This is a genomic window from Prosthecobacter fluviatilis (assembly GCF_042655725.1).
GTDB lineage: Bacteria > Verrucomicrobiota > Verrucomicrobiia > Verrucomicrobiales > Verrucomicrobiaceae > Prosthecobacter > Prosthecobacter fluviatilis.
Genome location: NZ_JBHSMQ010000002.1, coordinates 937,509 through 963,458 on the forward strand (window position 1 = coordinate 937,509; position 25,950 = coordinate 963,458).

24 protein-coding genes are annotated in these 25,950 nt (G+C 58.7%); 15 read left to right on the forward strand and 9 right to left on the reverse strand.

The features are described from left to right. Window positions 1-35: 35 nt before the first annotated feature. Both smpB and ACFQDI_RS08720 read right to left on the reverse strand, forming a co-directional pair. Window positions 36-497 (reverse strand): SsrA-binding protein SmpB, encoded by a 462-nt coding sequence (gene smpB, locus ACFQDI_RS08715; RefSeq protein ID WP_377165516.1) that lies wholly within the window; start codon window positions 495-497, stop codon window positions 36-38. Window positions 498-566: 69 nt separating this feature from the next. Then, entirely contained in the window at window positions 567-770 is a 204-nt protein-coding gene (locus ACFQDI_RS08720; RefSeq protein WP_377165518.1) for a DNA-directed RNA polymerase subunit omega, read from the reverse strand. A 131-nt stretch (window positions 771-901) separates the two neighbouring features. Here ACFQDI_RS08720 and gmd point away from each other — a divergent pair, with 131 nt between their 5' ends. Further along, window positions 902-1,921, forward strand: a complete 1,020-nt coding sequence (gmd, locus tag ACFQDI_RS08725) for a GDP-mannose 4,6-dehydratase (RefSeq protein ID WP_377165520.1) — start codon at window positions 902-904, stop codon at window positions 1,919-1,921. 125 nt (window positions 1,922-2,046) lie between these two features. Here the strand turns inward: gmd and ACFQDI_RS08730 are convergent, their stop codons facing one another. Then, complete coding sequence (locus ACFQDI_RS08730) at window positions 2,047-2,526, reverse strand: deoxycytidylate deaminase (protein ID WP_377165522.1); 480 nt, start codon at window positions 2,524-2,526, stop codon at window positions 2,047-2,049. Between the two features lie 491 nt (window positions 2,527-3,017). On the opposite strand from ACFQDI_RS08730, the gene ACFQDI_RS08735 reads away from it, so the two are divergent. The 3 genes from ACFQDI_RS08735 to ACFQDI_RS08745 all read left to right on the forward strand — a co-directional run bounded on the left by ACFQDI_RS08735 (window position 3,018) and on the right by ACFQDI_RS08745 (window position 7,922). Beyond that, entirely contained in the window at window positions 3,018-4,718 is a 1,701-nt protein-coding gene (locus tag ACFQDI_RS08735) for a hypothetical protein (protein ID WP_377165524.1), read from the forward strand. 93 nt (window positions 4,719-4,811) lie between these two features. Beyond that, window positions 4,812-5,531 (forward strand): polysaccharide biosynthesis/export family protein, encoded by a 720-nt coding sequence (locus tag ACFQDI_RS08740; RefSeq protein WP_377165526.1) that lies wholly within the window; start codon window positions 4,812-4,814, stop codon window positions 5,529-5,531. Between the two features lie 189 nt (window positions 5,532-5,720). Continuing rightward, the gene (locus ACFQDI_RS08745; protein ID WP_377165528.1) at window positions 5,721-7,922 is read left to right on the forward strand and encodes a polysaccharide biosynthesis tyrosine autokinase; all 2,202 of its coding nucleotides are present in this window, start codon (window positions 5,721-5,723) and stop codon (window positions 7,920-7,922) included. A gap of 82 nt (window positions 7,923-8,004) precedes the next feature. On the opposite strand, the gene ACFQDI_RS08750 is transcribed toward ACFQDI_RS08745, so the two are convergent. Next, window positions 8,005-8,904, reverse strand: coding sequence for a LysR family transcriptional regulator (locus tag ACFQDI_RS08750; RefSeq protein ID WP_377165530.1), 900 nt, complete (start codon window positions 8,902-8,904; stop codon window positions 8,005-8,007). Between the two features lie 236 nt (window positions 8,905-9,140). Here ACFQDI_RS08750 and ACFQDI_RS08755 point away from each other — a divergent pair, with 236 nt between their 5' ends. From ACFQDI_RS08755 to ACFQDI_RS08785, 7 genes are all read left to right on the forward strand, one after another. Beyond that, window positions 9,141-9,965: a sugar phosphate isomerase/epimerase family protein gene (locus tag ACFQDI_RS08755; protein ID WP_377165532.1), complete on the forward strand. Its 825-nt coding sequence runs from the start codon at window positions 9,141-9,143 to the stop codon at window positions 9,963-9,965. Between the two features lie 57 nt (window positions 9,966-10,022). After that, window positions 10,023-11,174, forward strand: a complete 1,152-nt coding sequence (locus ACFQDI_RS08760) for a Gfo/Idh/MocA family protein (RefSeq protein ID WP_377165534.1) — start codon at window positions 10,023-10,025, stop codon at window positions 11,172-11,174. A gap of 83 nt (window positions 11,175-11,257) precedes the next feature. Continuing rightward, the gene (locus ACFQDI_RS08765; protein WP_377165536.1) at window positions 11,258-12,034 is read left to right on the forward strand and encodes an MlaE family ABC transporter permease; all 777 of its coding nucleotides are present in this window, start codon (window positions 11,258-11,260) and stop codon (window positions 12,032-12,034) included. A gap of 4 nt (window positions 12,035-12,038) precedes the next feature. Beyond that, window positions 12,039-12,848, forward strand: a complete 810-nt coding sequence (locus ACFQDI_RS08770) for an ABC transporter ATP-binding protein (protein WP_377165538.1) — start codon at window positions 12,039-12,041, stop codon at window positions 12,846-12,848. Continuing rightward, window positions 12,845-13,324, forward strand: a complete 480-nt coding sequence (gene mlaD, locus ACFQDI_RS08775; protein WP_377165540.1) for an outer membrane lipid asymmetry maintenance protein MlaD — start codon at window positions 12,845-12,847, stop codon at window positions 13,322-13,324. The genes ACFQDI_RS08770 and mlaD overlap by 4 nt, the downstream gene beginning before the upstream one ends. Beyond that, window positions 13,321-13,899 carry a Tgt2/MlaC family protein gene (locus ACFQDI_RS08780; protein WP_377165542.1) on the forward strand — a complete coding sequence of 193 codons (579 nt, stop codon included), beginning with the start codon at window positions 13,321-13,323 and terminating at the stop codon, window positions 13,897-13,899. The genes mlaD and ACFQDI_RS08780 overlap by 4 nt, the downstream gene beginning before the upstream one ends. Continuing rightward, window positions 13,896-14,723: an MlaA family lipoprotein gene (locus ACFQDI_RS08785; RefSeq protein WP_377165544.1), complete on the forward strand. Its 828-nt coding sequence runs from the start codon at window positions 13,896-13,898 to the stop codon at window positions 14,721-14,723. Before ACFQDI_RS08780 ends, ACFQDI_RS08785 begins: the two co-directional genes overlap by 4 nt. Window positions 14,724-14,925: 202 nt before the next feature. Here ACFQDI_RS08785 and ACFQDI_RS08790 read toward each other — a convergent pair whose 3' ends face one another. Further along, window positions 14,926-17,244 carry a secretin N-terminal domain-containing protein gene (locus ACFQDI_RS08790; RefSeq protein WP_377165546.1) on the reverse strand — a complete coding sequence of 773 codons (2,319 nt, stop codon included), beginning with the start codon at window positions 17,242-17,244 and terminating at the stop codon, window positions 14,926-14,928. A 138-nt stretch (window positions 17,245-17,382) separates the two neighbouring features. Between ACFQDI_RS08790 and ACFQDI_RS08795 the strand changes: the two genes are divergently transcribed. Genes ACFQDI_RS08795 through ligA form a run of 3 tightly spaced genes read left to right on the forward strand, consistent with a single transcriptional unit; the run spans window position 17,383 to window position 21,860 of the window. Then, entirely contained in the window at window positions 17,383-18,153 is a 771-nt protein-coding gene (locus ACFQDI_RS08795; RefSeq protein WP_377165548.1) for an ABC transporter ATP-binding protein, read from the forward strand. Beyond that, the gene (locus ACFQDI_RS08800; RefSeq protein ID WP_377165550.1) at window positions 18,150-19,805 is read left to right on the forward strand and encodes a hypothetical protein; all 1,656 of its coding nucleotides are present in this window, start codon (window positions 18,150-18,152) and stop codon (window positions 19,803-19,805) included. The genes ACFQDI_RS08795 and ACFQDI_RS08800 overlap by 4 nt, the downstream gene beginning before the upstream one ends. Before the next feature lie 51 nt (window positions 19,806-19,856). Further along, complete coding sequence (gene ligA, locus ACFQDI_RS08805) at window positions 19,857-21,860, forward strand: NAD-dependent DNA ligase LigA (RefSeq protein WP_377165552.1); 2,004 nt, start codon at window positions 19,857-19,859, stop codon at window positions 21,858-21,860. A gap of 19 nt (window positions 21,861-21,879) precedes the next feature. Here ligA and ACFQDI_RS08810 read toward each other — a convergent pair whose 3' ends face one another. Beyond that, entirely contained in the window at window positions 21,880-23,322 is a 1,443-nt protein-coding gene (locus tag ACFQDI_RS08810) for an MFS transporter (RefSeq protein ID WP_377165554.1), read from the reverse strand. A gap of 135 nt (window positions 23,323-23,457) precedes the next feature. Between ACFQDI_RS08810 and ACFQDI_RS08815 the strand changes: the two genes are divergently transcribed. Continuing rightward, window positions 23,458-24,372 carry a LysR family transcriptional regulator gene (locus ACFQDI_RS08815; protein WP_377165556.1) on the forward strand — a complete coding sequence of 305 codons (915 nt, stop codon included), beginning with the start codon at window positions 23,458-23,460 and terminating at the stop codon, window positions 24,370-24,372. Here ACFQDI_RS08815 and rnhA read toward each other — a convergent pair. From rnhA to ACFQDI_RS08830, 3 genes are all read right to left on the reverse strand, one after another. Next, window positions 24,369-24,866, reverse strand: a complete 498-nt coding sequence (gene rnhA, locus ACFQDI_RS08820; RefSeq protein ID WP_377165558.1) for a ribonuclease HI — start codon at window positions 24,864-24,866, stop codon at window positions 24,369-24,371. The two genes, ACFQDI_RS08815 and rnhA, sit on opposite strands and share 4 nt — an antisense overlap. Continuing rightward, window positions 24,863-25,177, reverse strand: coding sequence for a DUF3817 domain-containing protein (locus ACFQDI_RS08825; protein WP_377165560.1), 315 nt, complete (start codon window positions 25,175-25,177; stop codon window positions 24,863-24,865). Before ACFQDI_RS08825 ends, rnhA begins: the two co-directional genes overlap by 4 nt. Window positions 25,178-25,273: 96 nt before the next feature. Continuing rightward, window positions 25,274-25,950: beta/alpha barrel domain-containing protein (locus tag ACFQDI_RS08830; protein WP_377165562.1), on the reverse strand; the 677-nt coding region annotated here is incomplete at its 5' end.

A 25,950-nucleotide genomic window follows, 5' to 3' on the forward strand; every position in this document is an offset into this window, starting at 1 on the left:
GAGCTGGCGGCACGACGGATGTGTCTGCAGAGGGGCTACCTGCGGTGCTTGTCGTTGAAATTGGCCACGGTCCGGGCGGCTTCGCGCTTCTCGGCCTTGTCCTTGAGGTCCTGGCGCTGATCGCCGTGAGTTTTGCCCTTGCCGACACCGAGCTCGATCTTGATGCGCGGGCCTTTCCAGTAGGCACGCAGGACGGGGAGGGCTAGGCCCTTCTGCTGGGTCTGCGCCAGCAGCTTCATGATTTCGTTTTTATGAAGCAGTAGCCGGCGGGCGCGGCGTGGCTCATGGGTGGTGTGGCTGGCCTTGTCGTAGGTCTGGATGTCGCAGTTGTAGAGCCAGACCTGGCCGCGGTCCACACGGGCAAAGGCGTCGGAGATGTTCAGCTTGCCAAGGCGGATGGATTTCACCTCGGTGCCACGGAGCTCCAGACCGGCCTCGTATTTTTCGAGGATGTGGTAGTCTCGTGCAGCTTTGCGGTTCGTGGCGATCTCTGACATGGTGTCGCGCGGAAGGAACCGCTGAATTGTGGATGAAAACGGGCGGTTCTGCCGGGTTGGGGCAGGGCCTTAGTTCTTGTCCACGGATTCGATGGTGATCTTGCCTTGAATGATTTCCAGAAGAGCCAGATCTGCTTCGCGGAGGCCTGGGCGGCGTTCCACCAGGACAGCATGGCCTGCGACGATCTGACGGACTCGCTTGGAGACCATGTTGATCAGAACGGGGTGATCTTTAACGATTAGCGCGGCTTGTTCGACGAGGTCAGCTCTCATGATGTGATATTTGGGCTGGGATAGGGGGCACGGAGGATATAGGGCGTCTGGTGGGGTGCAACTGTTATGTTCCTGCTTTTCCCCTTGCGGAACGAGGGGTGGTATTGTCTTATCGGCGCTCGATTTGACTCATGAAAAAAGCGCTCATCACCGGCATCACAGGACAGGACGGCTCATATCTTACGGAACTGCTGCTCGAAAAGGGCTATGAGGTGCATGGGATCATTCGCCGGGCGTCGAGCTTCAACACAGGGCGTCTGGAGCACCTTTTTCAGCCAGATTCGCACCTGCCTTCGAAAAACCTGCACCTGCACTACGGAGATCTCATGGACTCTGTGGCGCTTGTGAAGCTGCTGTATGAACTGAAGCCGGATGAGGTGTACAACCTTGGCGCTCAGAGCCATGTGCGGGTGTCGTTTGATGTGCCAGAAAGCACGGGTGACATTGTGGGACTGGGGACTCAGCGCATCCTGGAGGCGATCCGTGACACGGGTCTTGTGGGCAAGGTGCGCTTTTACCAGGCGTCCTCTTCGGAGATGTTTGGCAAGGTGCAGGAGGTGCCCCAAGTGGAGACGACGCCGTTCTGGCCGCGCTCTCCCTACGCCTGTGCGAAGGTCTATGGTCACTGGCTCACGGTAAACTATCGCGAAAGCTACGGACTGCATGCCAGCAGCGGCATCCTTTTCAACCATGAGTCGCCACGCCGCGGGGAGACCTTTGTGACGCGCAAAATCACGCGCGCAGCCACACGCATCAAAATGGGGCTGCAAGACAGCCTGTCCCTCGGAAACATGGACTCAAAGCGCGATTGGGGCTACGCCAAAGATTACGTGGAGATGATGTGGATGATGCTCCAGCAGGATGAGCCGGATGATTACGTGATCGCAACGAACGAGACTCACAGTGTGAAGGAGTTTGTGCAGGAGACCTTCAGCGCTCTCGATCTCGACTGGGAAAAGTATGTCAAATACGACGCACGCTACGAGCGTCCGGCCGAGGTGGATCTGCTCATCGGCGACCCGGCCAAGGCCCGCAAAAAGCTGGGCTGGGAGCCGAAGGTGAAGTTCAAGGAGCTCGTCCAGATCATGGTGGATGCCGACCTGAAGCTGGCGAAGCATGAGCTGGCTGTGAAAAACGCAACCGCATCCTGATTGGGGTGGCGGGTATTCAGCCTGCCGGCCACGCAAAAAATCCATTGAACCCAGATGCCGCGGCAATGACCTTGCTGCGGGGAAATCTGCCCATGGCTGAGAAGAGGCCGCTCCCAAGGGCGGTGTCAGGGCAGGACTGTTTTGTCTGCTGACGCGATGATTTGCGGGTAGTCGGAAAGCTGGATGAGTGGGATGCCGTAACGGCCTGCGATCGCATCGGCCTCAGATTCGGGGTAATCGTCACGGAAATAAACCTCTTTGACGCCATAGGCGCATAGCATCTGCATGCAGCTGGTGCAGGGTTTTGTGGTGCAGGCCACCAGCCTGACATTTCCCCGGGTGAAGAGGCTGCAGAGATTCACCTCGGCATGGAGCATGTATTTGCGCCTGGCATCACGATCAGCCCAAAAATCAGGGTCGGCGTTGTAGCCCGGGGCCAGTCCGTTGTAGGCGGTTCCGATCACCCGGTTGTCAAAATCGATGGCTACCGCACCGACTTTTCGAAATGGATCTTCCGAGCGTAGGCTGGCGACGTGGGCCAGCGCCATGGCGTATTCGGGGATGGTTAACCTCGCGGCTGGGGTCGGGTGGGCTTCGATGGACATGGCCGCAGATGAACTTTTAAGGCTCCGGCGTCAATTGGAGACGAGGATTTTAAAAGCCGTGAACAAATCATTTGAACATGTTATAATGAACAGTATATGGGGTCGCAAGCAAACCTGATGATCTGAACCTGCCTATGAATACATTCAATTCGACCCGGCTGCCGATTGGAAAACTGTTTGGAAAACTGCGCAGTTTGATTGCGGTAGCCCCTGATGCGAACAGTCCCCGCCGGTCTTGGGACAAAGCATCATCGAGAGAAATCCAGCTCGAATTCGATTTTGAACTCAGGCGGCGTGCGCGGGATCCGCGGTGCACGGCTCCAGTTGCAACTTACAAGGGGTGAAGGAAAGAAGGTTGCTTAAGATGGAGGGAAGCCAAAATGCTGAATATCAAGGGGGAGAATGTGGCGAAAACGAGAGAAATTTGGTATGGACAAAAGCATTTAAAATTGCTTGTATCAGTGTTTAATTCCCGACCCAACTCTCCCGTCATGCTGATTAACCACTCTCGACACATCTCCATCAATGCAATTTTGATGGTGATTACCCTCACGACAGGCTGTTTGTTGCCGCTTCGCTCGAGCGCACAGTTCGGAGTCTCCCCATCTCAGACCAGCAACTTTTTTAATGACCTCCGTTCTCGCACAGGTCAGTTGAAAAAGACGAGTCAGGCGGCCGCGCGCAGCGGGGATGTTGTTTATGATTACGAAAAAGGGGCTTATGTCAGTCAGGAAGATCAGGAGGGGTATCAGAGTCTCCAGCAGCTGCTGCGTTCTGACCGTCAGATCTCGCAGCCTTCGGTGAGAAGCGGCAGTTCTGCATTCGCGGCCCGTTCCGTGGGTGACTACACCACCTACTCTGGCCAGTATTCCCAGGCGTTGAGCTACTTTGCCCCGACCTACACCTCGGATCCGTTTCTGACGGGCAAACGCAACCTGAAGCTTGGCCCTGTGAATATCGGTCTCGGGCTGTACCAAGGGATTGAATACAACAGCAACATCCGACGCACCGCCGTCCCAGTGTCTGACATCATCAGCAGCACACTGCTCAATGTCAGCGCCAACTACCGGATTTCACAAAACAACGTGCTGAGCTTCACCGGGGGTATTGGTGTTGACCACTACTTCAACCATCCGGAACTCGCGGCGTATGGCAATGGTAATTACCTGATCAACGTTCTGCCCGGTACGACGCTCGCTTTTGATATCAAGGCTGGCCCGGTCAACATCACCATCTATGACCGTATGTCCATGCGGCCTGCTCTGAACAACGCTTTCGTCGGGGCGTCAAACAACTCGAGCTTCGGCGTGTTCCAGAACGATTTTGGCGTGGCAGCCAACTGGCAGATCAACTCGGCGTGGGCTCTTGCAGTTAACTACACGAACACCATCTCCGAGGCACTGGGCAGCCAGAACAAGCAGTTCAGCCGTAGCATGAACACCGTGCATGCTTCCCTGACCTATAGCCCTACGGCCACATGGATTTTGGGAACGGAAGGTGGCGTGACTTTCCTCAACTACGTCAACCCGACGCTCAACGACGGCGTGCTGTTCAACTGGGGCGGGTTTGTCAGTGTTCCCCTCGGCAAATCCACCGTGGTCAAGCTTTCGGGTGGCTTGCAGTCGTTTAATTTCGACTCGCCGACCGTGTTTGCCCCCGCAGGACCTGGAGACAGCTCGGACCTGAACGGCTACTACTACAACTTCAGCATCACCAACCAGCTCAATGCTCGTTTCAGCCACACCTTGACCATCGGGCATGAATCTTCGATTAACCTGGCCTCAAACTTCATTACGGCTGACTTCATCAACTACGGTGTTTCCATGGTGGCTTGGAAGGGCGGGCGTTTCTCGATCTCCGGCTACTACGAAAACTCCAAGCCATCTCTCATCAACCCTGCTTTTGCAGGCACCGGCTACAAGCTGACTCAGTTTGGTTTGGACTTCTACTACACCCACCAGCTGACCTCCAAGCTCCGGGCTGGAACCGGCTACCACTTTGGCCGTGCTGATTACTACGGTGTGGTTGGAAGGGATGCGGACCAGAACGGTTTCTCCTTTGACCTGAACTACTCCCTGACTGCCAAGGCGGGTCTGAACCTGGGTTACCGTTACTTCGTTACCAATTACAAGCAGTCGAATGCGGACTCCACGCAGACTCGTGTGATTTTGGGATTCAATTACAATTTCTAACGAAACAGAACGTCCTTGGTCTATGAGTTTTGATCTTCGTCAGGCTTGAACAGCTCTGGCTCCGGAAGAAATCAAAATTCGTTCAAAATCGTTATGAAAAAGCTATCACTGTCGTTGCTCCTGGCTGCCATTGCTCTTCCAGCTCTGAACGCCCAAGATCCTGGATTTCGGATCCCTGAGTCATCCCGGTCAACTCGCCAGGCGGCTGCTGCCACAACCGGCGCCGTCAATGCCGGTGCGGCTGTGCTGTCCTCCATGGATGTGCTCGACAACAACCAGACAATCGCTGCAGGGGATACGATCAGCATCCGAATCCTTGAAGACCGCCGTGATGCCTTGCAGCAAGTTGTGGCAGTGACCGGTGAAGTGCAGGCTCCCTACGTAGGCTTGGTTAGCGCCAAGGGCAAAACCTGCCGAGATCTGGCCTTTACGATCAAAAAAGAGCTCGAGAAAAACTTCTTCCAGCATGCGACTGTGGTGATCGCGATCGATAAGATCAATGTCGATGATGCCATGCGGATGCGCGAGGTGGACCTGGAGTTCTACGTCATGTTTGGCATTGTCGCCAGGCAGGGCAAATATGACTTGCCGGCCAATGAGGACATCTCCATCAGCCAGGCTATCCTGCGTGCGGGCGGCTTTGCGCAGTTTGCCAACAAGGAGAAGGTGAAGATTATCCGCAAGACGCCGCAAGGAAACAAAACGATTTTGGTCAACGTTGACGGCATCATGCGCCAGGGCGACTTGGAGCGTGACGTGTTCATTCGCAAAGATGATGTCATCATCGTTGAGGAAAAGACCGTTAATTTTTAAAGCTTAGGCGGTTTTTCATAGTTGCCATGGCACCGTCGGGGAAACCTTTTTGTTAAAATCGAACGGTGCCACCGCTAAATAAATCCAATGGCTTAAGTTGTTTTTTTGAGCGATTCTGTCGGCCCAAAAAACGACAGTGATCGTCGGTGCTCCTGACAGGCCCAGAACAAGTTTGGATTTTTTGAAATCATGGAACAAAACCTCACCCTCCCAGGCACAGCGCAGTCCAGCACGCTGAGCCGCATTCACGAGGCATCAGCCAAATTTCAACGTTACAAAATCCTGCTGCGCCGCCGCTGGTGGTTCCTTCTGCTGACGGCGAGCATCGGTGTTTGTGTGCAGGCTCTGCGCATCACGGGCCGTCCGCAGGAGTTTCGTTCTCTGGCAAAGCTCGTGGCTGGCGGTCAGCTGGCCTTCAATGACAACCTGACCTGGCGTGAACAGCAGGCGGACTTTTACGGCACCATCATCGAAACGATTGAGAGTGCCGAAATGAAGCGTCGTGCCTTGGAACGCGTGCGAGCATTAAACCCTGACGTCAAGGATTCGGACGTCGAAATACGGGTGGCCCAGACCAAGGGCTCCGCGATCTTTAACATTCTGGCGACTGGCTCTGAGCCCAAGTACACGAAAATTTTCCTGGACGCCCTGCTTGATGAGTTCATCTCGTTCCGGCAGAGCATCCGTGAGCAGGCGCAGGGCAAGGTGCTGCAGCAGTTCCTTTCCGAGGTGGTGAACAAGCAGAAAATCATGGATGAGTGCCTCGACCGCCTCACCAAGTTCAAAGCTGCCAACAACATTCTGACCATCACCAACGGCAACAACCTTGCGGCACAGTATCTTGGCAATCTGGAGGCCCAGCGGGTGGCTCAGCGCACTGCGCTGGAGGATTTGAAGCTGGCGATTGCAAATGTGAACGCTGCCATGGAGGCGCGTGAACGCATGCTGAATGCGGCGGGTGCAGCGCCATCTGCGGCCGGTGGCAAGGGAGGCGAAAGCATGCAGCCATCGGGTACCATCAAGGAGGCTGAAACTTCTCCTGGACGCAACGGCATGACCATGGCTGAGCAGGATTATCTGCGGACCAAGTCAAAGATCACAGAACTGAAGACGAAACTGGATTCGCTGCTGATTCAGTTCAAGCAGCAGCACCCGATGGTGCAGGATGTGTCCGAAGAACTCGCGGCGCAGAAGGCGCTGCTGACCTCCTACGCAGAGCAGATCCAGCAGGAAATGCACACCCAGATGGCAGACATCCAGAGACGTGTGCAGGTTTTGGATGCGCAGATTCTCGAAAAACAGAAAGAGGCTCTCGATCTGGGCGGTAAAATTGCCGAGCACGAGAAACTGGAGAAGGCTGCGGAGTCGGCCAAAATGACTTACGACAAGCTGTTTGAAAAAGTCGAGGCCATCCAGAGCGTCTTCAACACCCAGGCCGATTTTGTCGCCATCCAGGAGCGCGCCATTCCGGCCTATGAAAATGTGGAAGACTGGGTGATGCCGATCGTGGTCGGTCTCGTCGGCGGCATGGGGCTTGGCATCGTCATCCTGCTGCTGTTTGACCGGTTGGATGACCGCATGAACTCCTTCAGCGAGTTCCAGACTCTGTTCCCAGGAGAAGCCGTCCTCGGGCAGGTGCCGGAGCAAAGGAATCGTGGTGACGTGGCTCTCCTCCGCCCGAATGATGACCGCCACCTCTATGCGGAGGCCTTTCGAAACATCCGTTCGTCCATTCTCTTCAAAAACTGGCAGGGCAAGCCTCCAAAGACGATTCTCATCACCAGTGCGGTCCCGAATGAAGGAAAAACAACGGTCACTTCCAATCTGGCTGTCACCATGGCGCTGGCGGGAGCGCGAGTTCTGCTGGCCGACTGTGACTTGCGCCGTGGCGGCGTCAGCGAGCTGTTCAAGCTGCCATCCACTCCCGGCCTGAGCGAAGCTCTTCGAGGCAAGCTGCACTGGCGTGATGCGGTGCAGGAGACCAGCACGCGAAACCTGGACCTGCTGGCCCGTGGTGATGTGTTTGACCAGACCTCGGAAATGCTGCTGTCCAAAACGGCTGAAGAGATGCTGCGTGAGATGGGTGAAGAATACGATTACGTGATCTTCGACAGCGCCCCGGTGCTGGTGGCTGATGATACGGCCAGCTTCGCGCCGAAACTCGACTCGGTGCTCTTTGTGGTGCGTATGTCCTCCACCATGGCCCGTCTCTCAGGCAAGGCGCTGGATCTGCTCTACGAGCGCCAGGTGAACATCGGTGGTGTCATTCTCAACCGCTCCAGCTCGAACCTGAAGGAGTACACTTACTACAACTACGCCAGCTACTACTATGCGCCGTCCAAGGCCGGCAACTCTCAGCAGACTGCTGAACCTGCTGCCGCAAAGTCCTGACCAGGAAGCTCCCGTCACTGCAAAAGCCTGCATGCCGATGCAGTGACAGGTGAAGCTGTGAATGGCATGGCGCGTGGCAAGGCTAAACAGTGCCGCGCGTTTTTTGGCGCTGGAATAGCTGGCTGGTCGTCAGCTGCAAGAAGGAGGCTGCCGCAGGTGACAAGGCACAGCCTTTCTGCCAAACAGCGGCGATCTGGCGCTGCATTTTTGGGGTGGTAAGGTTCACACTCACGATGTCCGGGGGCAGGTCTCCGGCTGCAAGGCGGGGGACGATGGCAAGACCGAGGCCGGCGGCGACTAGGGCGCGCACTGTTCCGAGTTCACCGCTCTCGCAGACGATACGGGGCTCAAAGCCTGCCTTGCGGCAGGACTCCATGGCGGTGTCGCGGGCTCGGCCTTTGTAGAAAACAAATGATTCGGAGCTCAGCTGCTCCAGCTGTACGGCTTTCTTGCTGGCTAGCATGTGCGATTTGCAGGCAAGGAGGACAAATGGCTCCGTGATGAGGGCGTGTGATCTGAAGGCAGACTTGCTCGCTGGCAACTGGAGGAATCCTATGTCTGCAAGGCCGGATTCGACGCAGTCGGCAACGCGCTCGGAGCTGTCCTCAATCAATTGCAGAGACACCTGTGAGTGCTGCCTGCTGAAAAGGTGGATCACTGCCGGCAGCAGGCACGCGCTCACGCTGGGAATGGCCGCGATGGTCAGTTTCCCGCCGCGAAGCTGTGCCACGTCTGAGACTGCTGCCTTGGCGGCATCGGCCTGGAGAAGGATGGCCTCCGCGCGCGGGTGGAAGGCTTTTCCGGCTGCGGTGAGCTGGATTTCTTTGCGGCCTCGGTTGAACAGCGGCGTGCCCAGTTCCTTCTCGAGGTTTTTCATTTGCTGGCTCAGCGCCGGCTGGGCCATGTGCAGCCGTGCGGCCGCCCGGGTGAAACTGCGCTGGCGGGCAATTTCCAGGAAATAGCCAAGTTGGTAGAGTTCCATGATGCGCGTCGAGTTTGGTCCATCTTGCATCGTTTCCAAGGGGGAACCCTGCCGGAACTGCATGAAAATCGGGGGCGCCATTTCCTCGTCGGGCCCGGCTTTGCTCCGCATCTTCGAAATCCGGATCGAGCTCCTTTGCAGCTCCGCCCACCCGAAGCCCGGGCATCATGATTTCCGATGGTGGTGATTGAAAAGAAATCTTTTCCTTATCGTCGGAGAAGTCTCAGTATCGGATCATGCAACGATTTTGCGTCCACACGATCACCACCAAACTCCTGAGCTTGGAAGAATGTCTGGTGGAGTTCCCGCGCCGAGGTGTCAGCGGTATCACCATCTGGCGACAGGCACTGGATGGGCGTGATCTGGGGGCTGTGGCGCGTCAGACGCGGGATGCGGGGCTGGAGGTGGTAAGCCTTTGCCGGGGAGGTTTTTTTCCTGCGGTGAGCGCAGCCGGCAGACAGGCGGCTATCGATGACAACCTGAAAGCTGTCGAGCAGGCGCATGCGGTTGGCGCTCCGCTGATCGTGCTGGTCTGTGGTGCCGTGCCGGGGCGGCCGCTGGCGGAGTCAAGAAAGCAGATAGCCGATGGAATTGCGGCTGTGCTGCCAGCGGCGCAGAAGGCGGGAGTGAAGCTCGCGATCGAGCCGCTACACCCCATGTATGCAGATGATCGCAGTGCGGTGAACACGATGAGGCAGGCGCATGAGATCTGTGATGTGCTGGGCTCTCCGGATGGGGTCGGGATCGCGGTGGATGTTTACCACGTCTGGTGGGATCCAGAGCTCAAGGCGCAGATTGACCTCGCGGGGCAAAAAGGCCGGCTGCAGGCATTTCACATCTGTGACTGGATGTCTCCGACGACAGATCTGCTGAATGACCGTGGCCTCATGGGCGAAGGCTGCATCAACATCCGGGAAATCAGCGACTGGGTGGATGCGACGGGATACACAGGGCATCGCGAGGTGGAGATTTTTTCCAATCGCTGGTGGGGCGGAGATCAGCGAGAGTTTCTGGACAAAATCAGCGCCAGTTACGCCGACCTTTACCCGGAAGACAAATGACCCACGGGACGTGGCACCTCAGAAACTTCAAACCTCAAAACAGCAACTCGGCAAAAAATGGAAACGAAACGCATCGGCATCATCATGAACGGCGTCACGGGACGCATGGGTACGAACCAGCACCTGATCCGCTCGATCAAGGCCATCCGTGATCAAGGCGGGTTGAAAGTGAGTGATGACCTCACCTTGATGCCCGACCCGATTTTGACGGGGCGGAGTCATGACAAGCTGAAAGCGCTGGCTGAGCGCACCGGGGTGACGCGCTATACCACTGACGTGGATGCTGCGCTGGCGAACAAAGAGGACGCCATCTTCTTCGATGCGTCCGGCACCTTGCAGCGCGCGGGGTTTGTGGAAAAGGCGGTGAGGGCAGGGAAGGCGATCTACTGCGAAAAGCCGACTGCTGTGGAGACGAGCGAGGCTTTGCGCCTGGCGAAGCTGTGTGAAGATGCCGGTGTGAAAAACGGGGTGGTTCAGGACAAGCTCTGGCTGAGTGGCATTCGCAAGTTTCGCACGTTGCGAGACCAGGGGTTCTTCGGCCGCATCCTCAGCGTGCGCGGTGAATTTGGGTACTGGGTGTTTACGGGTGAGGATGCTGACCAGCCGGTGCAGCGCCCTTCATGGAACTACCGCAAGGAGGACGGCGGTGGCATCATCGTGGATATGCTGTGCCACTGGCGCTACGTGGTGGACAATCTCTTTGGCAAGGTCAAGGCCGTGAGCTGCCTGGGAGCCACTCACATGCCCCGGCGAATCGACGAACGTGGCAAGCCATATGACTGCACCAGTGACGACGCCTGCTACGCGACATTTGAGTGTGAGGACGGGGTGATCTGCCAGTTTAACAGCTCCTGGACCGTGCGCGTGCGGCGCGATGACCTGCTGACCATGCAGGTGGACGGCACGCATGGCAGCGCCATCGTGGGACTGCGCAAATGCTGGGTGCAGAGCCTCGGTACGACCCCCCGTCCGGTATGGAACCCGGACATCGACCAGCCCATCAATTTCTTCAGCGGCTGGCAGGAGGTGCCGGATACGACCCCGTATGACAATGCGTTTAAGATTCAGTGGGAAGAGTTTCTCAAACACGTGGTGCTGGACACGCCGTTTCCCTGGACACTGAGGGAAGGTGCCAAAGGCGTGCAGCTGGCCGAGCTTGGCCTGCAGAGCTGGGAGCAGCGCAAATGGCTCCCTGTGGGGGACCTCTGAGTACAGCCTGCGAAGAATTATTGCCCTAGGGCGCGCTGCGACGTTGCGAAACTCCTGCACGTGGGTGAATGTCCACGCACCGAATGTTGCGCACCTTAGGTCGTTATTCACTCTCCATAGTCCATGAACTGGGCGATTTTGCTCTTTTTACAGGGCAGGCATTCAGCTCAGCGCTGGGAGCGAGGCGGCTCGGGAGGCGGATTGTCCGCGCCGGCTTTGAGCAGGGTGTGCGCTGCCTGCCGGTGATTTTGATTGTGGGCATGTTCACGGGGCTCGTGCTAGGCCTGCAGGGGTATTACGTCCTGAACCGGTTTGGGTCTGAGAGCCTGCTGGGAACGCTGGTTTCGCTCAGCCTAGTCCGCGAACTGGGGCCTGCCCTGGCGGCCCTCATGCTGGTGGGGCAGGCGGGGTCAGCTCTGGCTGCGGAGCTGGGCATTCAGCGCAACACGGAACAGATCGCCGCGCTGGAGACGATGGGGGTGAGCAGCCATGCATACCTGGTGACACCGCGCCTGCTCGCCGCGTTGGTGGTGTATCCGATGCAGACGGCTTTGTTCGTCACGGTGGGATTGTGGGGGGGGAGCCTCTCGGGATCGCTGCTGCTAGGCTTGGAGCCCGGCGTTTACTGGTCCTCTGCCGAGAATGCGGTCAAGTCCCAGGATGTGCGGGAGTGCCTGATCAAGGCGGCGACATTTGGGCTGCTGACGATAGCTCTGTGCGCCTATCATGGTTTTAACGCGCATCGTTGCAGCTCAGCCACAGGAGCACGCGCTGTCAGCGCTTCGACCACCCGTGCAGTGGTGCAGTCAAGCATCATTGTGCTGGCTGCCGACTATGTCATCACCTCCTTCCTTGTCTGATCACATGGGTGCTGACTCCAACCAACTGCTGCTAAACATCGAGAGCCTGCGCAAGAGTTTTGACGGGAACATGGTGCTGGACGGGGCGAGCCTGGCGGTGACGCGTGGTTCGCTGGTGACAGTGCTGGGGCGAAGCGGCGCCGGAAAATCAGTGTTTTTGAAATGCCTGGCGGATGTCATCCGGCCAGATGCTGGGTGCATCTACTTTGATGGCAAGCCGCTCGGCAGGGGAAATGACGGCGCACGGGCAGACTTCCGCCGGAGATGCAGTTTTCTGTTTCAAAGCAACGCGCTGTTCGATTCCCTGACCGCGCTGGAAAATGTAGCGCTGCCGCTGGAGCAGACGACGGACCTGGCAGACAAAGAAATTCGTGAGCGCAGCCTCGATGCGCTTCGGCAGATCGAGCTGGAGACCCACCAGGATCGCTATCCCAGCCAGCTTTCAGGCGGGATGCAGAAGCGCCTGGCTCTGGCGCGGGCCATTGTCACCCGGCCCGAACTGGTGCTGTTTGACGAGCCTACTGCGGGGCTGGATCCCCTGCGCCGGAACGCTGTCTTTTCCATGATCGCCAAATACCAGAGGCAGTTTGGCTTTACGGCGCTGGTGGTGACGCATGACCTGACGGAAGCGCTCATCGCGAGCGACCGCGTGGCGCTGCTTGACAAAGGACGCATGTGCTTTGAAGGCACGCCTGCTGAGTTTTCGGCCTCCGCCGACCCTGTGGTGGGTGATTTTCGCGACAGCGCGGAAGCACTTGGCCGTACACTTGCTGCTATTAGACGCGGCGAAGCCCTGCAATCTGAAGACACATGAAGCAATCCAAGCTGGAAATTTTTGTTGGCCTTTTCGTCCTTCTGGGGATCGCCGCCCTTGTTTACCTGACCGTGAAGCTCGGGGCCGGCTCCATGGTTGGCGGGGACACCTACATGCTGGAGGCGCGCTTTACCAACGCTGGAGGGCTCAATTCTGGCAGCAGTGTGCTGCTGGCGGGGGTGCCGGTGGGCCGGGTGGAGGGCGTCCGTGTGGATGACAAGGACTACAGCGCCATGGTGACACTGCGAGTTCAGGCGGGGTTGAAACTGCCCACGGACACGATGGCGTCCATCAAAACGACGGGTCTCATCGGTGACAAATACGTGGCACTTGCGCCCGGTGCTGATGATACCTACCTTTCCGCCGGTTCACTGATCACGATGACTGAGTCTTCGGTCGATCTTGAGTCGTTAATTGGCAAGATGGCTTTTGGCAGTGTTGAAAAAGGTAAAGACGCCCCCCCTCCCGCACCATGACCCTACGTATTCTGCTTCCTCTCATTCTTGCCGCTGCACCGCTGGCGGCCTCCGCCCAGCTCTCGGAGGCCCAGACCCGTCTCAAAACAGCAGTGACCGAGGTGCTTTCAGTTGCTGATCGCACAGGAAACCGCAACGCCCTCCCTGAAAGCCTGCGGCCAGTGCTGCAGAAGTACGTGAGCTTTGAAACGATGACCAAGCGTGCCGTCGGGCCAGGCTGGAGACAGTTCACCCCAGCGCAGCAGCAGCAGGCCACCCAGCTTTTTGCAACGCTGATCATCCGCAGCTACAGCAGCAAGTTCACCCCGGGAGAGCATCCGGAGATCTCCTACCAGGCAGCGACTTCACCAGCGGCTGAGAGAGTCGATGTGCCGACCAACATGGTGTACAAAGGCAGTCACTACAACGTCATCTACCGCATGGAGCAGATGCAGGGCTGGCGTATCACTGATGTGGTGATCGAGGGGGTGAGCCTGATCGCCAACTACCGCAGTCAATTGGACGCACAATTTAAAAAAGGTGGCGCAAACGCCGTCATAAGCTCTCTTACGCAGTCTGTCTCCCGCCCTCAATGAAATACCACGCACTCACACTCCGTCTGTTACTGCTTGCAGCCTCACCGCTGTTGGTTGAATGCAGCTCCCCCGCAAACAAGGCTGCTGTGAAAGCCTCGGCAGAGAATGCGGCCAAGCCAGCCTCAAAAAATGCTGCTGCTGACAAAGTGGGGCCGCCCAAGGGCGAAGAGGATGACGAGTATGCAACAGTGCCAGACATTGCCGACCCTTTGGAGCCCCTGAACCGCGGCACTTTCTGGGTGAACGACAAGCTCTACACGCTGATTTTCCGACCGATCGCCAAGGGGTATGAACTGGTTCTGCCCAAGCCTGTGCGCAAGGGGATCGACAACGCTTTTGAAAATGCCAAATACCCTGTGCGCGTGGTAAACTGCACGCTCCAGGGCAAGTTCAAACGTGCAGGGCAGGAGACTGGCAAATTCGTCGTCAACACCCTGGGCGGGGTGGTTGGCATCTTCCAGCCTGCGGAAAAAATTCCAGCTCTTGCCAACCTGCCGGAAGAAGACACGGCACAAACCTTTGCCAAGTGGGGCATTCCAAATGGTCCCTATCTGGTGCTCCCACTCCTGGGACCCAGCAGCGTGAGGGATACGGTGGGGCTGGCTGGAGACTATGCCCTCAATCCAGTCAACTGGCCTTACCTGTACTGGTTTGGCAGCCGTTCCAAGCATGACTGGATCATCGTCCCGCCTTTGTCCAACACGCTGCGCTCCATTCCGACTCAGATCGACAAGTATGACACGGTCACTAAAGATGCCGTTGACCCTTATCTTTCCGCACGCAGTTCCTACAGTCAGAACCGTGCTGAAGTCATCAAGAAGTAGAAAGCTTCGAGATGTTTCGGACCTGAGCTGACAGGACAAAAGATTCTGTCAGCTGAGGCTGCGAATGATGCAGCCTCGCGTGAAAACGTGAGCTTCGGCACTGGCATGCTGATCTCGTGTCTGAGCGTCCAGGGAAGCTTGTTTTTCGAGACAACTTGAGCCAACGTGACAGGCTCTTTGCGGAGCGGTGCCGCCGCGGGACTTATCGCGCAGGGAGAGCACGCGGGATGTTTTCAAGGCCTGGGGAGCCGAACCGCATGGACTCGTCGTAGATCTCGCTGCGGCCGCTCTCGATATTGTTCGAGGTGTCGAGCTGGTCGTTGGAGCGCACGATGCGCGGCTGGATGAAAATGAGAAGCTCTTCGCGAGTGGTCTGGTTTTGAGTGGTGCCGAAGAGATTGCCCAGGATCGGGATGCGCCTGAGCCCGATGACGCCGTTTTTGCCCTTGGTGACTTTCTCCGTGATGAGTCCGCCGAGGACGACCGTGGCGCCATTTTTCACGGCTACTTCCGTGAGCAGCTCCTGGGTGCCGATGGTGGGTACGGTGTTGCCGCCGATGGTCTGTGAACCGACGACGTTGTCATTGATCTGGGCGATGCGGAGTGTGACCTCATCATCGGAGTTGATGAGGGGGATGACCTCCAGTTTGAGCACGACATCTCGATAGGTGACGCTCACGCTGGTGTTGGCGATGCCGGCGGAAAATCCGCCATTGGTCAGGATATTGGCCGGAACGGCGATGCGCTGGCCGGAGGAGATGACGGATTTGGCGGCGTTCTTGGCATAGATGCTCGGGGTGGCCAGCACCTTGAAGTTGTTGTTGTTGTCGATGACTTTGATGTAATTGCTCAGCGAGCCGATCTGGCCGTAGAAGTTCAGCTGACCGAATTTCGCCGGGAACTGGACGATATTGGCGGCAGTCGATGCGGCTGAGGAGCCGCCCGAGGAAGAGCCGGAGCTGGTAACGCCGTTGCGGTTGACGCTGAAGTCCGAGAGGAGCTGGAGAAAATCGACGCCGTAATTGAAGTTTTTACCCAAGCTCAGCTGGCCGATGATCGCAGAAATGTAGATCTGCTGGGGGCGTATATCCATCTCTTCGAGCAACTGGTCAATGCGTGCGATGTGTTCTGGTGAACCCGAGACGATGAGGCTGTTGGACTGAGGGTCTCCGATGAGCAGGGTCTTGCCAACGACCATGGACTCAGGTGCGCCGACATCTTCGGGATTGTCGAGCAGGCTACGGTTTGCATTGGAGCCGCCCTGGGAGCCGGATGTGCCGCCAAAGCTGCCCCCAAGGCCCGCATTTGTGCCATAAGCGGAGTTGTTGCTGCCGGAGCTGTCTCGGTTGTTTGCGTCTGTGGAGGGTGTGTTTGAGCTGGCGCCGGATTTGCGGCGAAGCCCCCCGCCACTGGGAGGGCCTGAGACGGCACCGTCGTTGTTGCCCTGGATGTCGGTGTCTTTGGCCAGCGCATTGTAGGCCACTGAGAGGAAGTCCAGCACGTCGAGGTACTTCAGGCGGCGTTTGAGGAAGTTGGAGCCATCGCTCTGCTTGTCGAGTTTTTCGACGAGGCCCTTGATGTAGGTGATGTCCACAGGGCGGCCAATGACGAGGAGTTCATTGGTCCGGCGGTAAGGGAAGACCTTGACTCGTGCGGCTGCGGGGTTGGTCGCTGTGGTGCCCGAGCTGGCTGCAGGGCTGGCGGGCACGGCGGGAACTCCTGGCCGGGCGGCCGCATTTGGCGCTGCAGCGGCAGGAGCAGCTGCGGAGCTCTTGGCTTTTTCCTCCTGCTCGAAGATTTCATTGATGATCTCGGACACCAGCTCCACATCGGAGCGCTCAAGCTTGATCATTTCATTGGAGGTTTCCGTGGGCGGGACGTCGATGATCTGGGCGATCTCGCAGATGCTGCGGATGGTGGTGCTGTTTTCCGTGATGATGAGAGCTGTGTCATTGGAGACACCTGTCATGGCCCCGTAGCCATGCAGCTTGATGACTTGCTGGAAAGCTTTGGAGGCTTCATCGGCAGAGACGAACTGCAGCGGCAGCACGAAGTGGCAAATCTCCTCGTTCTGAGGCAGATCGCGCAGGGAATTGTACACCTTCAAGCCGTCGGCGGTCGGGCTTTTGCCTCCGGCCTGATTGATCAGCTTTGCGGTGGTCGCGTCAACATTGATGATAGCGTAGCCATTGAGCAGAAGGGTGGCTTCGATGAAGGCGATGGCATCCTTCTTCGTGAGCATCTGCGGGGAGATGATACGAAGCATTTCACCCTGAAGGGCGGAGTCGAGGATGAGTTTTTTGCCCGTGAGCTGGGTGTAAAAGGGAATGATGGCCTGGATGGGGGCGCTGGGGAAGTTGACCTTGATGGAGGCGCTTTCACCCACAGGCACATAAGTGCCAGCCGACGGCAATGGAGCGGGAGACTGGGCCTTGGAGGCCTGACGCATGCCGAGAATCAAAATCACCAATACCACGGCGAAGCGCAAGCGTGTGGGCAGGTGGGAAGGGAAATGCGACATATTATTGAAATTACACTCATTATATTGAATTTAGTCTTAGCGGCAAGGTTTTTAGTTAATATCTATTAAAATTCACGTTTGGTGCAGGGGCTTGATTGCTGTCTTGCAAGCGCAGGCAAGCCATGAATGATCGGGGGCATGATCTCCATTCAGGGCCTCACCAAGCGTTTCGGTACACAGACAGCCGTCGATCACCTGAACTGGGAGGTGCCTCCGGGCAAGATCGTGGGGCTGCTGGGACCGAACGGGGCGGGGAAGACGACCACACTCAAGATGGTGACAGGCATGCTGCAGGCTGACGAGGGAACGGCTCTGATCTGTGGGGTGAACGTGGCCACCCACCCCATGGAGGCCAAGCGGCTGCTCGGTTTTGTGCCGGACTCGGGAGCGGTGTATGAATCCCTGACGGGGCTGGAGTTTCTCCTGATGATCGGGGCCCTGTATGGCATTGACGAAGATGAAGCCCGGCCGCGCATCCGGCAGTTTCTCGATTTTTTTGAGCTGGATGAGCAGACACTGACCTCCAAGCTTCTGGGCGCCTACTCGAAGGGAATGCGCCGAAAGGTCGTCATAACCGCCGCACTGCTGCACAATCCCAAAGTGGTGCTGCTGGACGAGCCGCTGGACGGGCTGGACGCCAATGCGGCCGTCGGTTTCAAGGCGCTGCTGGAAACCCTGGCCCGCGAGGGCAAGACCATCGTGTACAGCTCCCATGTGCTGGATGTGGTTGAGCGCGTGTGTGACAGCGTGGCCATCATGGCGCAGGGCAGGCTGCTGGTGGAGGGCTCACCGAAAGAACTCCAGCAGCAGCATGGGACTGTTACCCTGGAGCAGCTTTTTACCCGGCTCACAGGACTGAGCGGCCTGGAAGCACGCGCGGAATCCTTTGCCAGAAACATGCTGTCATGAGCACCACTGCCGAAAGTCTGCAGGGCACCCCCCGTCACAAGGAGGCTGCGCCTGCGAAAGTGCTCCGCAGCCTGTTTTGGAAGCTGCTGTTCCGGGGGCGTGCTGCACAGCAGGCGGGTGTGCAGAAAACGCGGCGGCAGATGGGCCTGGGGCTGACCCTTGTCATCTACTCGCTGGTGGGGCTCATGCCTGCGCTGGTTTCCCGATACACGGACATCTTTGTGTTTGCCTGCACGCTGCATGGGTTCACGCTGATGTTTGCCTCCCTCACACTGGCATCCAGCGCAGGCACGATGCTTTTCATGAAGGAGGAGGCGGAAATTCTTTTGCACCGGCCGGTGACGCCGCAGCAGATGCTGCGTGCCAAGTGTGCTGTGCTTGCAGGGTTTGCCTTCGTGCTGGCTCTGGCTCTGAATCTGGCCGGACTTGTGACGGGGCTGTGGAGCCGAGGTGGTACATGGCGGTTTATTCCCGCTCATTTGTTTTCCACTGCGCTGCTGATGCTGTTCTCTGCCGCAGTGATTGTGCTGGTCTACAATGCCTGCCTCAAATGGTTCGGGCGTGAGCGACTGGACAATCTGCTGACCACATTGCAGTCGCTGCTCACCGTGGTGATGATTTTTGGCGGTCAGATCATGCCACGGCTGCTGCAGTTGGAAGCATTCAAAAAATTTGATCACATTGAAGGCTGGATGCTGGCCCTGCCGCCGGTCTGGTTCGGGGCTCTGGATGCGCTGATCTGCGGCACCTCGTCCAAGCCCACCATGCTGGTGCTGCCTGCGGTGCTTGCCCTGGTGGCCACGGCGGGCACGAGCTGGCTGGCGCTGGAAAAGCTCGGCGGAGCCTACGGCCAGGGGCTGATGAACCTGAACGAGTCCACCGGCTCCGCCAAGGAGAGCACCAAGCCGCGCGGCGTGTGGCTGGCGGCCATCGTCAAACTGCCGCCGCTCCGCTGGTGGCTGCGGGATCCGGTGGAGCGCGAGTCCTTCAAGCTCACCACCGCCTACCTCTTCCGAGACCGGGAAATCAAGCTGCGCCTCTATCCTGGCATTGCCCCCATGCTTATCATGCCGCTGGTGATGCTCTTTTCGGGTGGACGCGGTGGCGATGGCGGGACGATGATGGTGCAGGGCTTTGCCACCTGCTTCCTGGGAATGATCTCGCTGCAGGCCATGCTGTTTCTAGGATGCTCCGAGCACTGGCGTGCCTCCGCCTTCTTTTACCTGACGCCGCTGCCGCACTGGACGCCGCTCTTTCATGGCGCACGCAAGGCCGTGCTCTGCTGGCTCAGCTTTCCCGTGCTGATTTTGCAGACCATTCTGCTGGCCGGGCTGCAGCATTCATGGAAACCGCTGGCGCTCAGCCTGCCTGCGGTGCTGTTTCTGCCTGCTTTCTCGCTGATCACCGGGCTCATGGGGCAGTGGCTGCCGCTTTCCAAGCCCTCCGAGGAGGTGAAAAACTCCGCTGCCGGCTGCCTGATGATGGTCGTCTCCATGGGGGCGGCAGGCATCATCGGCGGGCTGGCCAGCTGGATGTGGCACATCGGGCACTTTGGGATCTACCTCGCCGTGGAGGCCGCGCTGATGCTAGGCCTTACCTTCCTCATGAAGTATCTCATGCGTGACATGCCGTGGGTGCCGCAGAACGAGTGACGGATTTTCCCGTTTCCTTGCGCCGCTTTGCAGCTATTCAAAGCGGCAACCATGACCCACGCCGAAGCCGCCAGCCGCGCCGCCTTTCTCAGCGCCGAACTCCACCGCCACAACCGCCTCTACTACGTGGAGGCTCGCCCGGAGATCAGTGACCAGCAGTTCGACGTGCTGCTCAAGGAGCTGCAGGACATTGAGGCGAAATTCCCCGAGTTGCGGACGCCGGACTCTCCCACGCTGCGTGTCGGTGGTGCGCCGCTGGAGGGCTTTACGCAGATCACGCACACAGTGCGCATGATGAGCCTGGACAACACCTACTCCGAGGAGGAGCTGAGCGCGTTCTTTGCGCGCGTGCAGAAGGGCCTGGGCCGCGAGAAGGTGGACTGTGTCATCGAGCCCAAGGTGGACGGCGTGGCCATCACCGTGCGCTATGAGAACGGTGTGCTCAAATACGGTGCCACACGTGGAGACGGCCAGACGGGCGATGATGTGACGAACAATCTCAAAACCATCAAGCGCCTCCCACTGCGCCTGCCGAAAGATGGGCCGCAGACCTTTGAGGTGCGTGGCGAGGTCTTCATGTCCAAGGCCGGCTTTGCCAAACTCAACCAGGAGCGCGAGGAGGCAGGTGAGGCCACCTTTGCCAATCCGCGCAATTCCACCGCTGGCACGCTCAAGCTGCTCGACCCCAAGATCGTGGCCAAGCGTCCGCTCGACATCGTCTTCTACGGCCTGGCCGAAGCCAGCGACGTGGAGTCTCAGAAGGAAGTCTATGCCCTGCTGGATGCCGCCGGGCTGCGCAAGGCGGACCTCATCTGGCATGCCGACAGCGCGGAAGGGCTGCTGCAGGCCATTCGTGAGCTGGATGAAAAACGCAAATCCCTGCCCTATGAAACCGATGGCGCGGTGATCAAGGTGAACAGCTTTGTCGATCAGCGAGAACTCGGCGTCACCAGCAAGGCTCCGCGTTGGGCCATCGCTTACAAATACCAGCCCGAGCAGGCGGAGACCAAGCTGCTGGCCATCGACATCCAGGTGGGCCGCACCGGCGCTCTCACGCCGGTGGCGCGGCTGGTGCCCGTGCTCGTCAGCGGCAGCACCGTCAGCAATGCCACGCTGCATAACTACGAGGAGATCGAGCGCAAGGACATCCGCGTGGGTGATGTCGTCATCATTGAAAAAGCCGGCGAAATTATTCCTGCCGTCGTCTCCGTGAAGAAGGAGCTGCGTAGCGGCGATGAAACCTCCGTCACCGCCCCCACCCACTGTCCCGTGTGCGGCACCGCCGTGCACAAGGACGAGGAGCAGGTCGTCATCCGCTGTCCCAATCCGCACTGCCCAGAAGTGGTCAAGCGCCGCATCGAGCACTTCGTCAGCCGTGGTGCCATGGACATCAGCGGGCTGGGAGAGGCGGTGATCGCGCAACTGGTGGATTTTAAGAAAGCCGATGGTTCGCGGCTGGTGGCCGATGTGGCTGATCTTTATGATCTCGATGAGCTGTCCTTGGCGCGTCTGGATCGCGTCGGCACCAAGAGCATTGACAACTACCTCAAAGCCATCGCCGCCAGCAAGCAGCAGGACCCGTGGCGCCTCGTCTTCGGCCTCGGCATTCTGCACGTGGGTGCAGGCGGTGCGCGCAAGCTCATCGAGCACTTTGGCGGCATCGATGCCATCGCCAAAGCCAGTCTGGAGGAGCTCGTTCAGTGCCCTGACATTGGCGAGATCGTGGCCGTCAGCATTCATGCCTGGTTCCGCGAAGATCATAACATCAAGCTGCTGGACCGCCTGCGTGCAGCGGGGCTCAACTTCACGCAGAAAGCCGTCGAAGCGGCGTCAGACAAACTCAACGGCACCACCTGGGTGATCACTGGTACGTTGAGCGAAGACCGCGAAACCATCGCCGACACCATCCGCGCCAACGGCGGCAAAGTCAGCAGCAGTGTCAGTGGCAAAACCACCTACCTCCTCGCTGGGGAAGAAGCCGGCAGCAAGCTCGATAAAGCCACCAAGCTCGGCGTCAAGATTCTCTCCGAGGCGGAGTTTCGCGCGATGATTTAAGAACGAGCCAGTCTTGTCGTCAATTTTCGTGGCTCTTCTTCAGTGAGCTGCTTGCCAGTGCGATGGCGAGAGAGACAATGCTCAATCCTGCCGCAATGCCAAAGGTGAATCGCATGCCAGCAGCGATGTCGGCAGCAGCAGCCGGGGCCATGAGATTTGTTCCTGCTGCGTGGCTGAACACGGCACCCATGACAGACGCGCCGGTGATGAGGCCCAGATTGCGTGACAGGTTGAGCATGCCGGAGGTGACACCCCGGTGCTCCGGGGCGGTCAAAGTCATGACGGCGGTGTTGTTGGAGGTTTGAAACAAGGCATAGCCAGACGTGATGATGACGAGGCCGGCGATGTAGCCGCCCACGCCTGTCGTTATTGGCAGCATGGATAAAATGAAGCCGCCACCCGCCATGCCGACCAGACCCGCAAGGGTCATGCGCTTTGTGCCCATTGTGTCCACAAAACGGCCAGCGGGCACCCCCGTCAGCGCTGCGACGAGCGGTCCGACGGACATCGTCATGCCTACCAGCGGGGCATCGAGTCCGAGTGCGCGTGAGAGATAAAACGGTCCGACCACCAGCGTCGTCATGATGACGGTCGAAACAAGTCCGCTCATGGCGAGGTTGGCGCTCATCCGGTGATCGCGAAACAGGGACAGCTGGACCAGCGGGAAAGCGGCTTTCATCTCAACGCGCAGAAACAGACCTACACCTGCGGCAGAAGCGAGCAGCAGCGAGACATTGAGCGGTCCAAATCGATCGCGCCCCAGTGTCATGGCTAGTGCATAAGCCGAGAGTGTCAAAGTCAGCAGTGCTGTGCCCGCATGGTCCAGCCGCGGACGGTTATCCCCGGCATTTTTGCGGTCAGCAGGCAGGTGATGCCGTGAGAGAAAAAAAGCCAGCACACCGAGCGGGAGATTGATGAGGAAGATCGCACGCCAGCCAAAGCCAGCGATCAAAAGCCCCCCGAGCGATGGGCCCAGAGCAGTGCCCACTGCGGACATGGTGCCTAGCAGCCCCATGGCATTTCCAGTTTTTTCCTTTGGCACGATGCTGCCGACAAAAGCCATCGTCAGAGCCATCATGATGGCTGCACCAACCCCCTGCATCGCTCGTGACACGATCAAAACCCCAAGGATAGTGGAGACTCCGCAGGCGATGGATGCCAGCGTATGGATGGCTATGCCTGCTTGCAGCAGCAGTCGTCGGCCGACGACGTCTCCCATTCGACCAACACCGACGATCAACGCAGTGATGACGAGCAGATAGGCAAGAACCACCCACTGCACCTCTTGAAATGAGGCTGCAAAAGCTCGGGTCAATGATGGTAGCGCGACATTGGCGATGCTGATGCCGAGAGAGGACAGCAGCATCGAAAGCGAGAGTCCGGTGAGCGCCCAGCGTGTGCTGGGCTGCTCCTGCGAAACTTCGGTGGTCTGCAGGTTTTGAGCATCGATCAAGGTCTTCATAAAGATGTGGGTGGCATGCTCCTGGGTGGAGGTGCTTGAGCGATAGTCCCCGAATAAAAATGCGTAAAACGCATGATTTGCACTTTGTTCGTGCGTTTGACGCCCTGTCTCAGGCGGGCAATACTGAGTGCATTCATGGCCAATCCCGATCTTAACCTGCTGTTCACGCTTGATGCCCTGCTTGCCGAGGGCAGCGTGGCACGGGCGGCACATCGCCTGCGACTCAGCCCCTCAGCGATGAGCCGTGCTCTGGGGCGCCTGCGTGATGCGACCGGGGATCCTCTGCTCGTCAGGGCCGGGCGCGGGCTGGTTCCCACACCTCGGGCGATTGAGCTTCGCCAGCGGGCCAGGCAGCTGGTGCAGGAGGCCGCTGCGGTATTGCGTCCTGCCGAGAAGCTGGATCTCAAGCGTCTGGTGCGTACTTTCACGTTGCGCACCAGCGAAGGCTGGGTGGAAAACTTCGGGCCTCAGCTCATCTCACGCATCACTGCCGAGGCTCCTGGGGTGAAGCTGCGCTTTGTGCCAAAGCCCATCAAAGACAGCCGCCCGCTCAGGGAAGGAGAGGTGGATCTGGAGACTGGTGTGGTGGACGAAACGACGGGGCCGGAAGTGCGCACGCAGGCCTTGTTCAGAGATCGTCTCGTCGGTGTCGTGCGGCAGGGGCATCCGCTGTGCCAGGGCCGCATGAGCGCCGCCCGTTTTGCGACTGGTCGGCACATTTTGGTTTCGCGGGATGGGCGGGACTCCGGGCCTGTTGATGATGCTCTGAAGCAGCTTGGGCTGGAGCGTGAGATCGTCTCGATCGTCGGCGGCTTTGCCACTGCGGTGGCCTTGGCACGAGCCAGCGATTTCATCGCGAGCGTTCCGGAGCGGCATACTGCCAGCTTGTGCACCGGCATGTATGTGTTTGCGCTGCCAATGTCGCTGCCTGATTTCACAGTTTCGCTACTCTGGCACCCACGGTTGGATGCCGATGCGGCACATCGCTGGCTGCGCGGTCATGTGCGGGCCGTTTGCGCAGAGGCCCGAGGGATGGCCAAGGCCCGCTAAGCTTCCATTTCCGCCTTAAACTGCTCCAGCAGCACATGCAGTTGGTGGGGGGCATGGGCGGCTTTGACGGCGGCTATCGCTTCGTTGGCCAGGGTGTCGCAGCGTTCGTTGTCGGCATGTCCTGCATGGCCTTTGACCCAGTGCCAGCGGATGGTATGCCGGGCGGTGGCGGTGTCGAGAGCGCGCCAGAGATCGGCGTTTTTCACCGGCTGCTTGGTGCTGGTGCGCCAGCCGTTGCGCTTCCAGCCCGCGATCCACTGGCTGATGCCCTGGCGCACGTACTGGGAGTCGGTGTGGAAGTCGATCTCGCACGGTTCCTTGAGAATGCGCAGGGCCTCGATGGCGGCCTGAAGCTCCATGCGGTTGTTCGTGGTGGCGGGCACGCCGCCTTTGAGTTCGCGAACATGCTTGCCATACACCAGCACCGCGGCCCAGCCTCCCGGGCCGGGATTGCCATGGCAGCCGCCGTCGGAGTGAATGACGACCTTTTTCACGCTTGCGTCTGGTTGGAGTCCTCCGCCGCCCACTCACGCATGCGGCGGTCGATGAAGAAAGGCACAAATGGCAGCAGCGAGACGATGAAAACAAATAGCGCGCGCTTGAAAGGCCAGCCCGTCTGCATCAGCACGCGGTAGAGGGCAAAGCAGAACACCACAAACAGGCCGCCGTGCACCGCGCCCGCGATCCTGACCGCCATCGGCATGCCCATGGCGTACTTCAGCGGCATGGCTATGAAGAGCAGGATCAAATAGGAAACGGCTTCCAGCAGGGCGACCGTGCGCAGGAATGAAACGGGGTTTTTCATGGGCCGTGGCTGTAGCACGTTTTTCCTGGTTCTGGAAAACAAAAACTCCGACTGCTTGGAAGGCAGTCGGAGTTTGGCATCTGAAATGTAGACGACTTACTTCTTCTTCAGCTCCTTTTTCTTGAGGTCGTTGTAGAGTTCGAAGGCCTTGTTGGCGTTCAGACCGCCGTGCACCACGCCGTGCACGGCCTGCATCATGGAGACGGGGGCGTCGCTCTGGAAGATGTTGCGGCCCATGTCCACACCGCTCGCTCCCTGCTTGATGGCGTTGGCGCACATCTTCAGCGCGTCGAGCTCTGGCAGCTTCTTGCCACCGGCGATCACGATCGGCACCGGGCAGCAGCTCGTCACCGTGTCGAATTCCTTCTCGGTGTAGTAGCACTTCACGATGTTCGCGCCGAGCTCCGCCATGATGCGGGTGGCCAGGCGGAAGTACTGCGGCGTGCGGGCCATCGCACGGCCCACGGCGGTCACGCCCATGACGGCGATGCCGTAGCGGCTGGCGGCATCCACCAGGTCGGTGAGGTTCTTGAGGGACTGGCGCTCATACGCGCTGCCGATGAAGACCTGCACGGCCAGCACGGAGGCATTGAGGCGGATGGCTTCCTCGATGTTGAGCGCGGTGCTTTCGTTGGAAAGCGGCTCAAAGCCGGGGCGGCCAAACTTGATCTTCTTGCCGTCGAGCTCGCCTTCCCACTCTTCCATGGGGCTGATCATCGAGGTGCCGCCGGAGGCGCGCAGGGCGATGGCCTTGGTGGTGGAGGCGGGGATGA

What these genes read in the sequence shown, in the direction of transcription:
- smpB (WP_377165516.1), bottom strand. Translation starts at nt 497, where the DNA reads ATGTCAGAGATCGCCACGAACCGCAAAGCTGCACGAGACTACCACATC.
- ACFQDI_RS08720 (WP_377165518.1), bottom strand. Translation starts at nt 770, where the DNA reads ATGAGAGCTGACCTCGTCGAACAAGCCGCGCTAATCGTTAAAGATCAC.
- gmd (WP_377165520.1), top strand. Translation starts at nt 902, where the DNA reads ATGAAAAAAGCGCTCATCACCGGCATCACAGGACAGGACGGCTCATAT.
- ACFQDI_RS08730 (WP_377165522.1), bottom strand. Translation starts at nt 2,526, where the DNA reads ATGTCCATCGAAGCCCACCCGACCCCAGCCGCGAGGTTAACCATCCCC.
- ACFQDI_RS08735 (WP_377165524.1), top strand. Translation starts at nt 3,018, where the DNA reads ATGCTGATTAACCACTCTCGACACATCTCCATCAATGCAATTTTGATG.
- ACFQDI_RS08740 (WP_377165526.1), top strand. Translation starts at nt 4,812, where the DNA reads ATGAAAAAGCTATCACTGTCGTTGCTCCTGGCTGCCATTGCTCTTCCA.
- ACFQDI_RS08745 (WP_377165528.1), top strand. Translation starts at nt 5,721, where the DNA reads ATGGAACAAAACCTCACCCTCCCAGGCACAGCGCAGTCCAGCACGCTG.
- ACFQDI_RS08750 (WP_377165530.1), bottom strand. Translation starts at nt 8,904, where the DNA reads ATGGAACTCTACCAACTTGGCTATTTCCTGGAAATTGCCCGCCAGCGC.
- ACFQDI_RS08755 (WP_377165532.1), top strand. Translation starts at nt 9,141, where the DNA reads ATGCAACGATTTTGCGTCCACACGATCACCACCAAACTCCTGAGCTTG.
- ACFQDI_RS08760 (WP_377165534.1), top strand. Translation starts at nt 10,023, where the DNA reads ATGGAAACGAAACGCATCGGCATCATCATGAACGGCGTCACGGGACGC.
- ACFQDI_RS08765 (WP_377165536.1), top strand. Translation starts at nt 11,258, where the DNA reads ATGTTGCGCACCTTAGGTCGTTATTCACTCTCCATAGTCCATGAACTG.
- ACFQDI_RS08770 (WP_377165538.1), top strand. Translation starts at nt 12,039, where the DNA reads ATGGGTGCTGACTCCAACCAACTGCTGCTAAACATCGAGAGCCTGCGC.
- mlaD (WP_377165540.1), top strand. Translation starts at nt 12,845, where the DNA reads ATGAAGCAATCCAAGCTGGAAATTTTTGTTGGCCTTTTCGTCCTTCTG.
- ACFQDI_RS08780 (WP_377165542.1), top strand. Translation starts at nt 13,321, where the DNA reads ATGACCCTACGTATTCTGCTTCCTCTCATTCTTGCCGCTGCACCGCTG.
- ACFQDI_RS08785 (WP_377165544.1), top strand. Translation starts at nt 13,896, where the DNA reads ATGAAATACCACGCACTCACACTCCGTCTGTTACTGCTTGCAGCCTCA.
- ACFQDI_RS08790 (WP_377165546.1), bottom strand. Translation starts at nt 17,244, where the DNA reads ATGTCGCATTTCCCTTCCCACCTGCCCACACGCTTGCGCTTCGCCGTG.
- ACFQDI_RS08795 (WP_377165548.1), top strand. Translation starts at nt 17,383, where the DNA reads ATGATCTCCATTCAGGGCCTCACCAAGCGTTTCGGTACACAGACAGCC.
- ACFQDI_RS08800 (WP_377165550.1), top strand. Translation starts at nt 18,150, where the DNA reads ATGAGCACCACTGCCGAAAGTCTGCAGGGCACCCCCCGTCACAAGGAG.
- ligA (WP_377165552.1), top strand. Translation starts at nt 19,857, where the DNA reads ATGACCCACGCCGAAGCCGCCAGCCGCGCCGCCTTTCTCAGCGCCGAA.
- ACFQDI_RS08810 (WP_377165554.1), bottom strand. Translation starts at nt 23,322, where the DNA reads ATGAAGACCTTGATCGATGCTCAAAACCTGCAGACCACCGAAGTTTCG.
- ACFQDI_RS08815 (WP_377165556.1), top strand. Translation starts at nt 23,458, where the DNA reads ATGGCCAATCCCGATCTTAACCTGCTGTTCACGCTTGATGCCCTGCTT.
- ACFQDI_RS08825 (WP_377165560.1), bottom strand. Translation starts at nt 25,177, where the DNA reads ATGAAAAACCCCGTTTCATTCCTGCGCACGGTCGCCCTGCTGGAAGCC.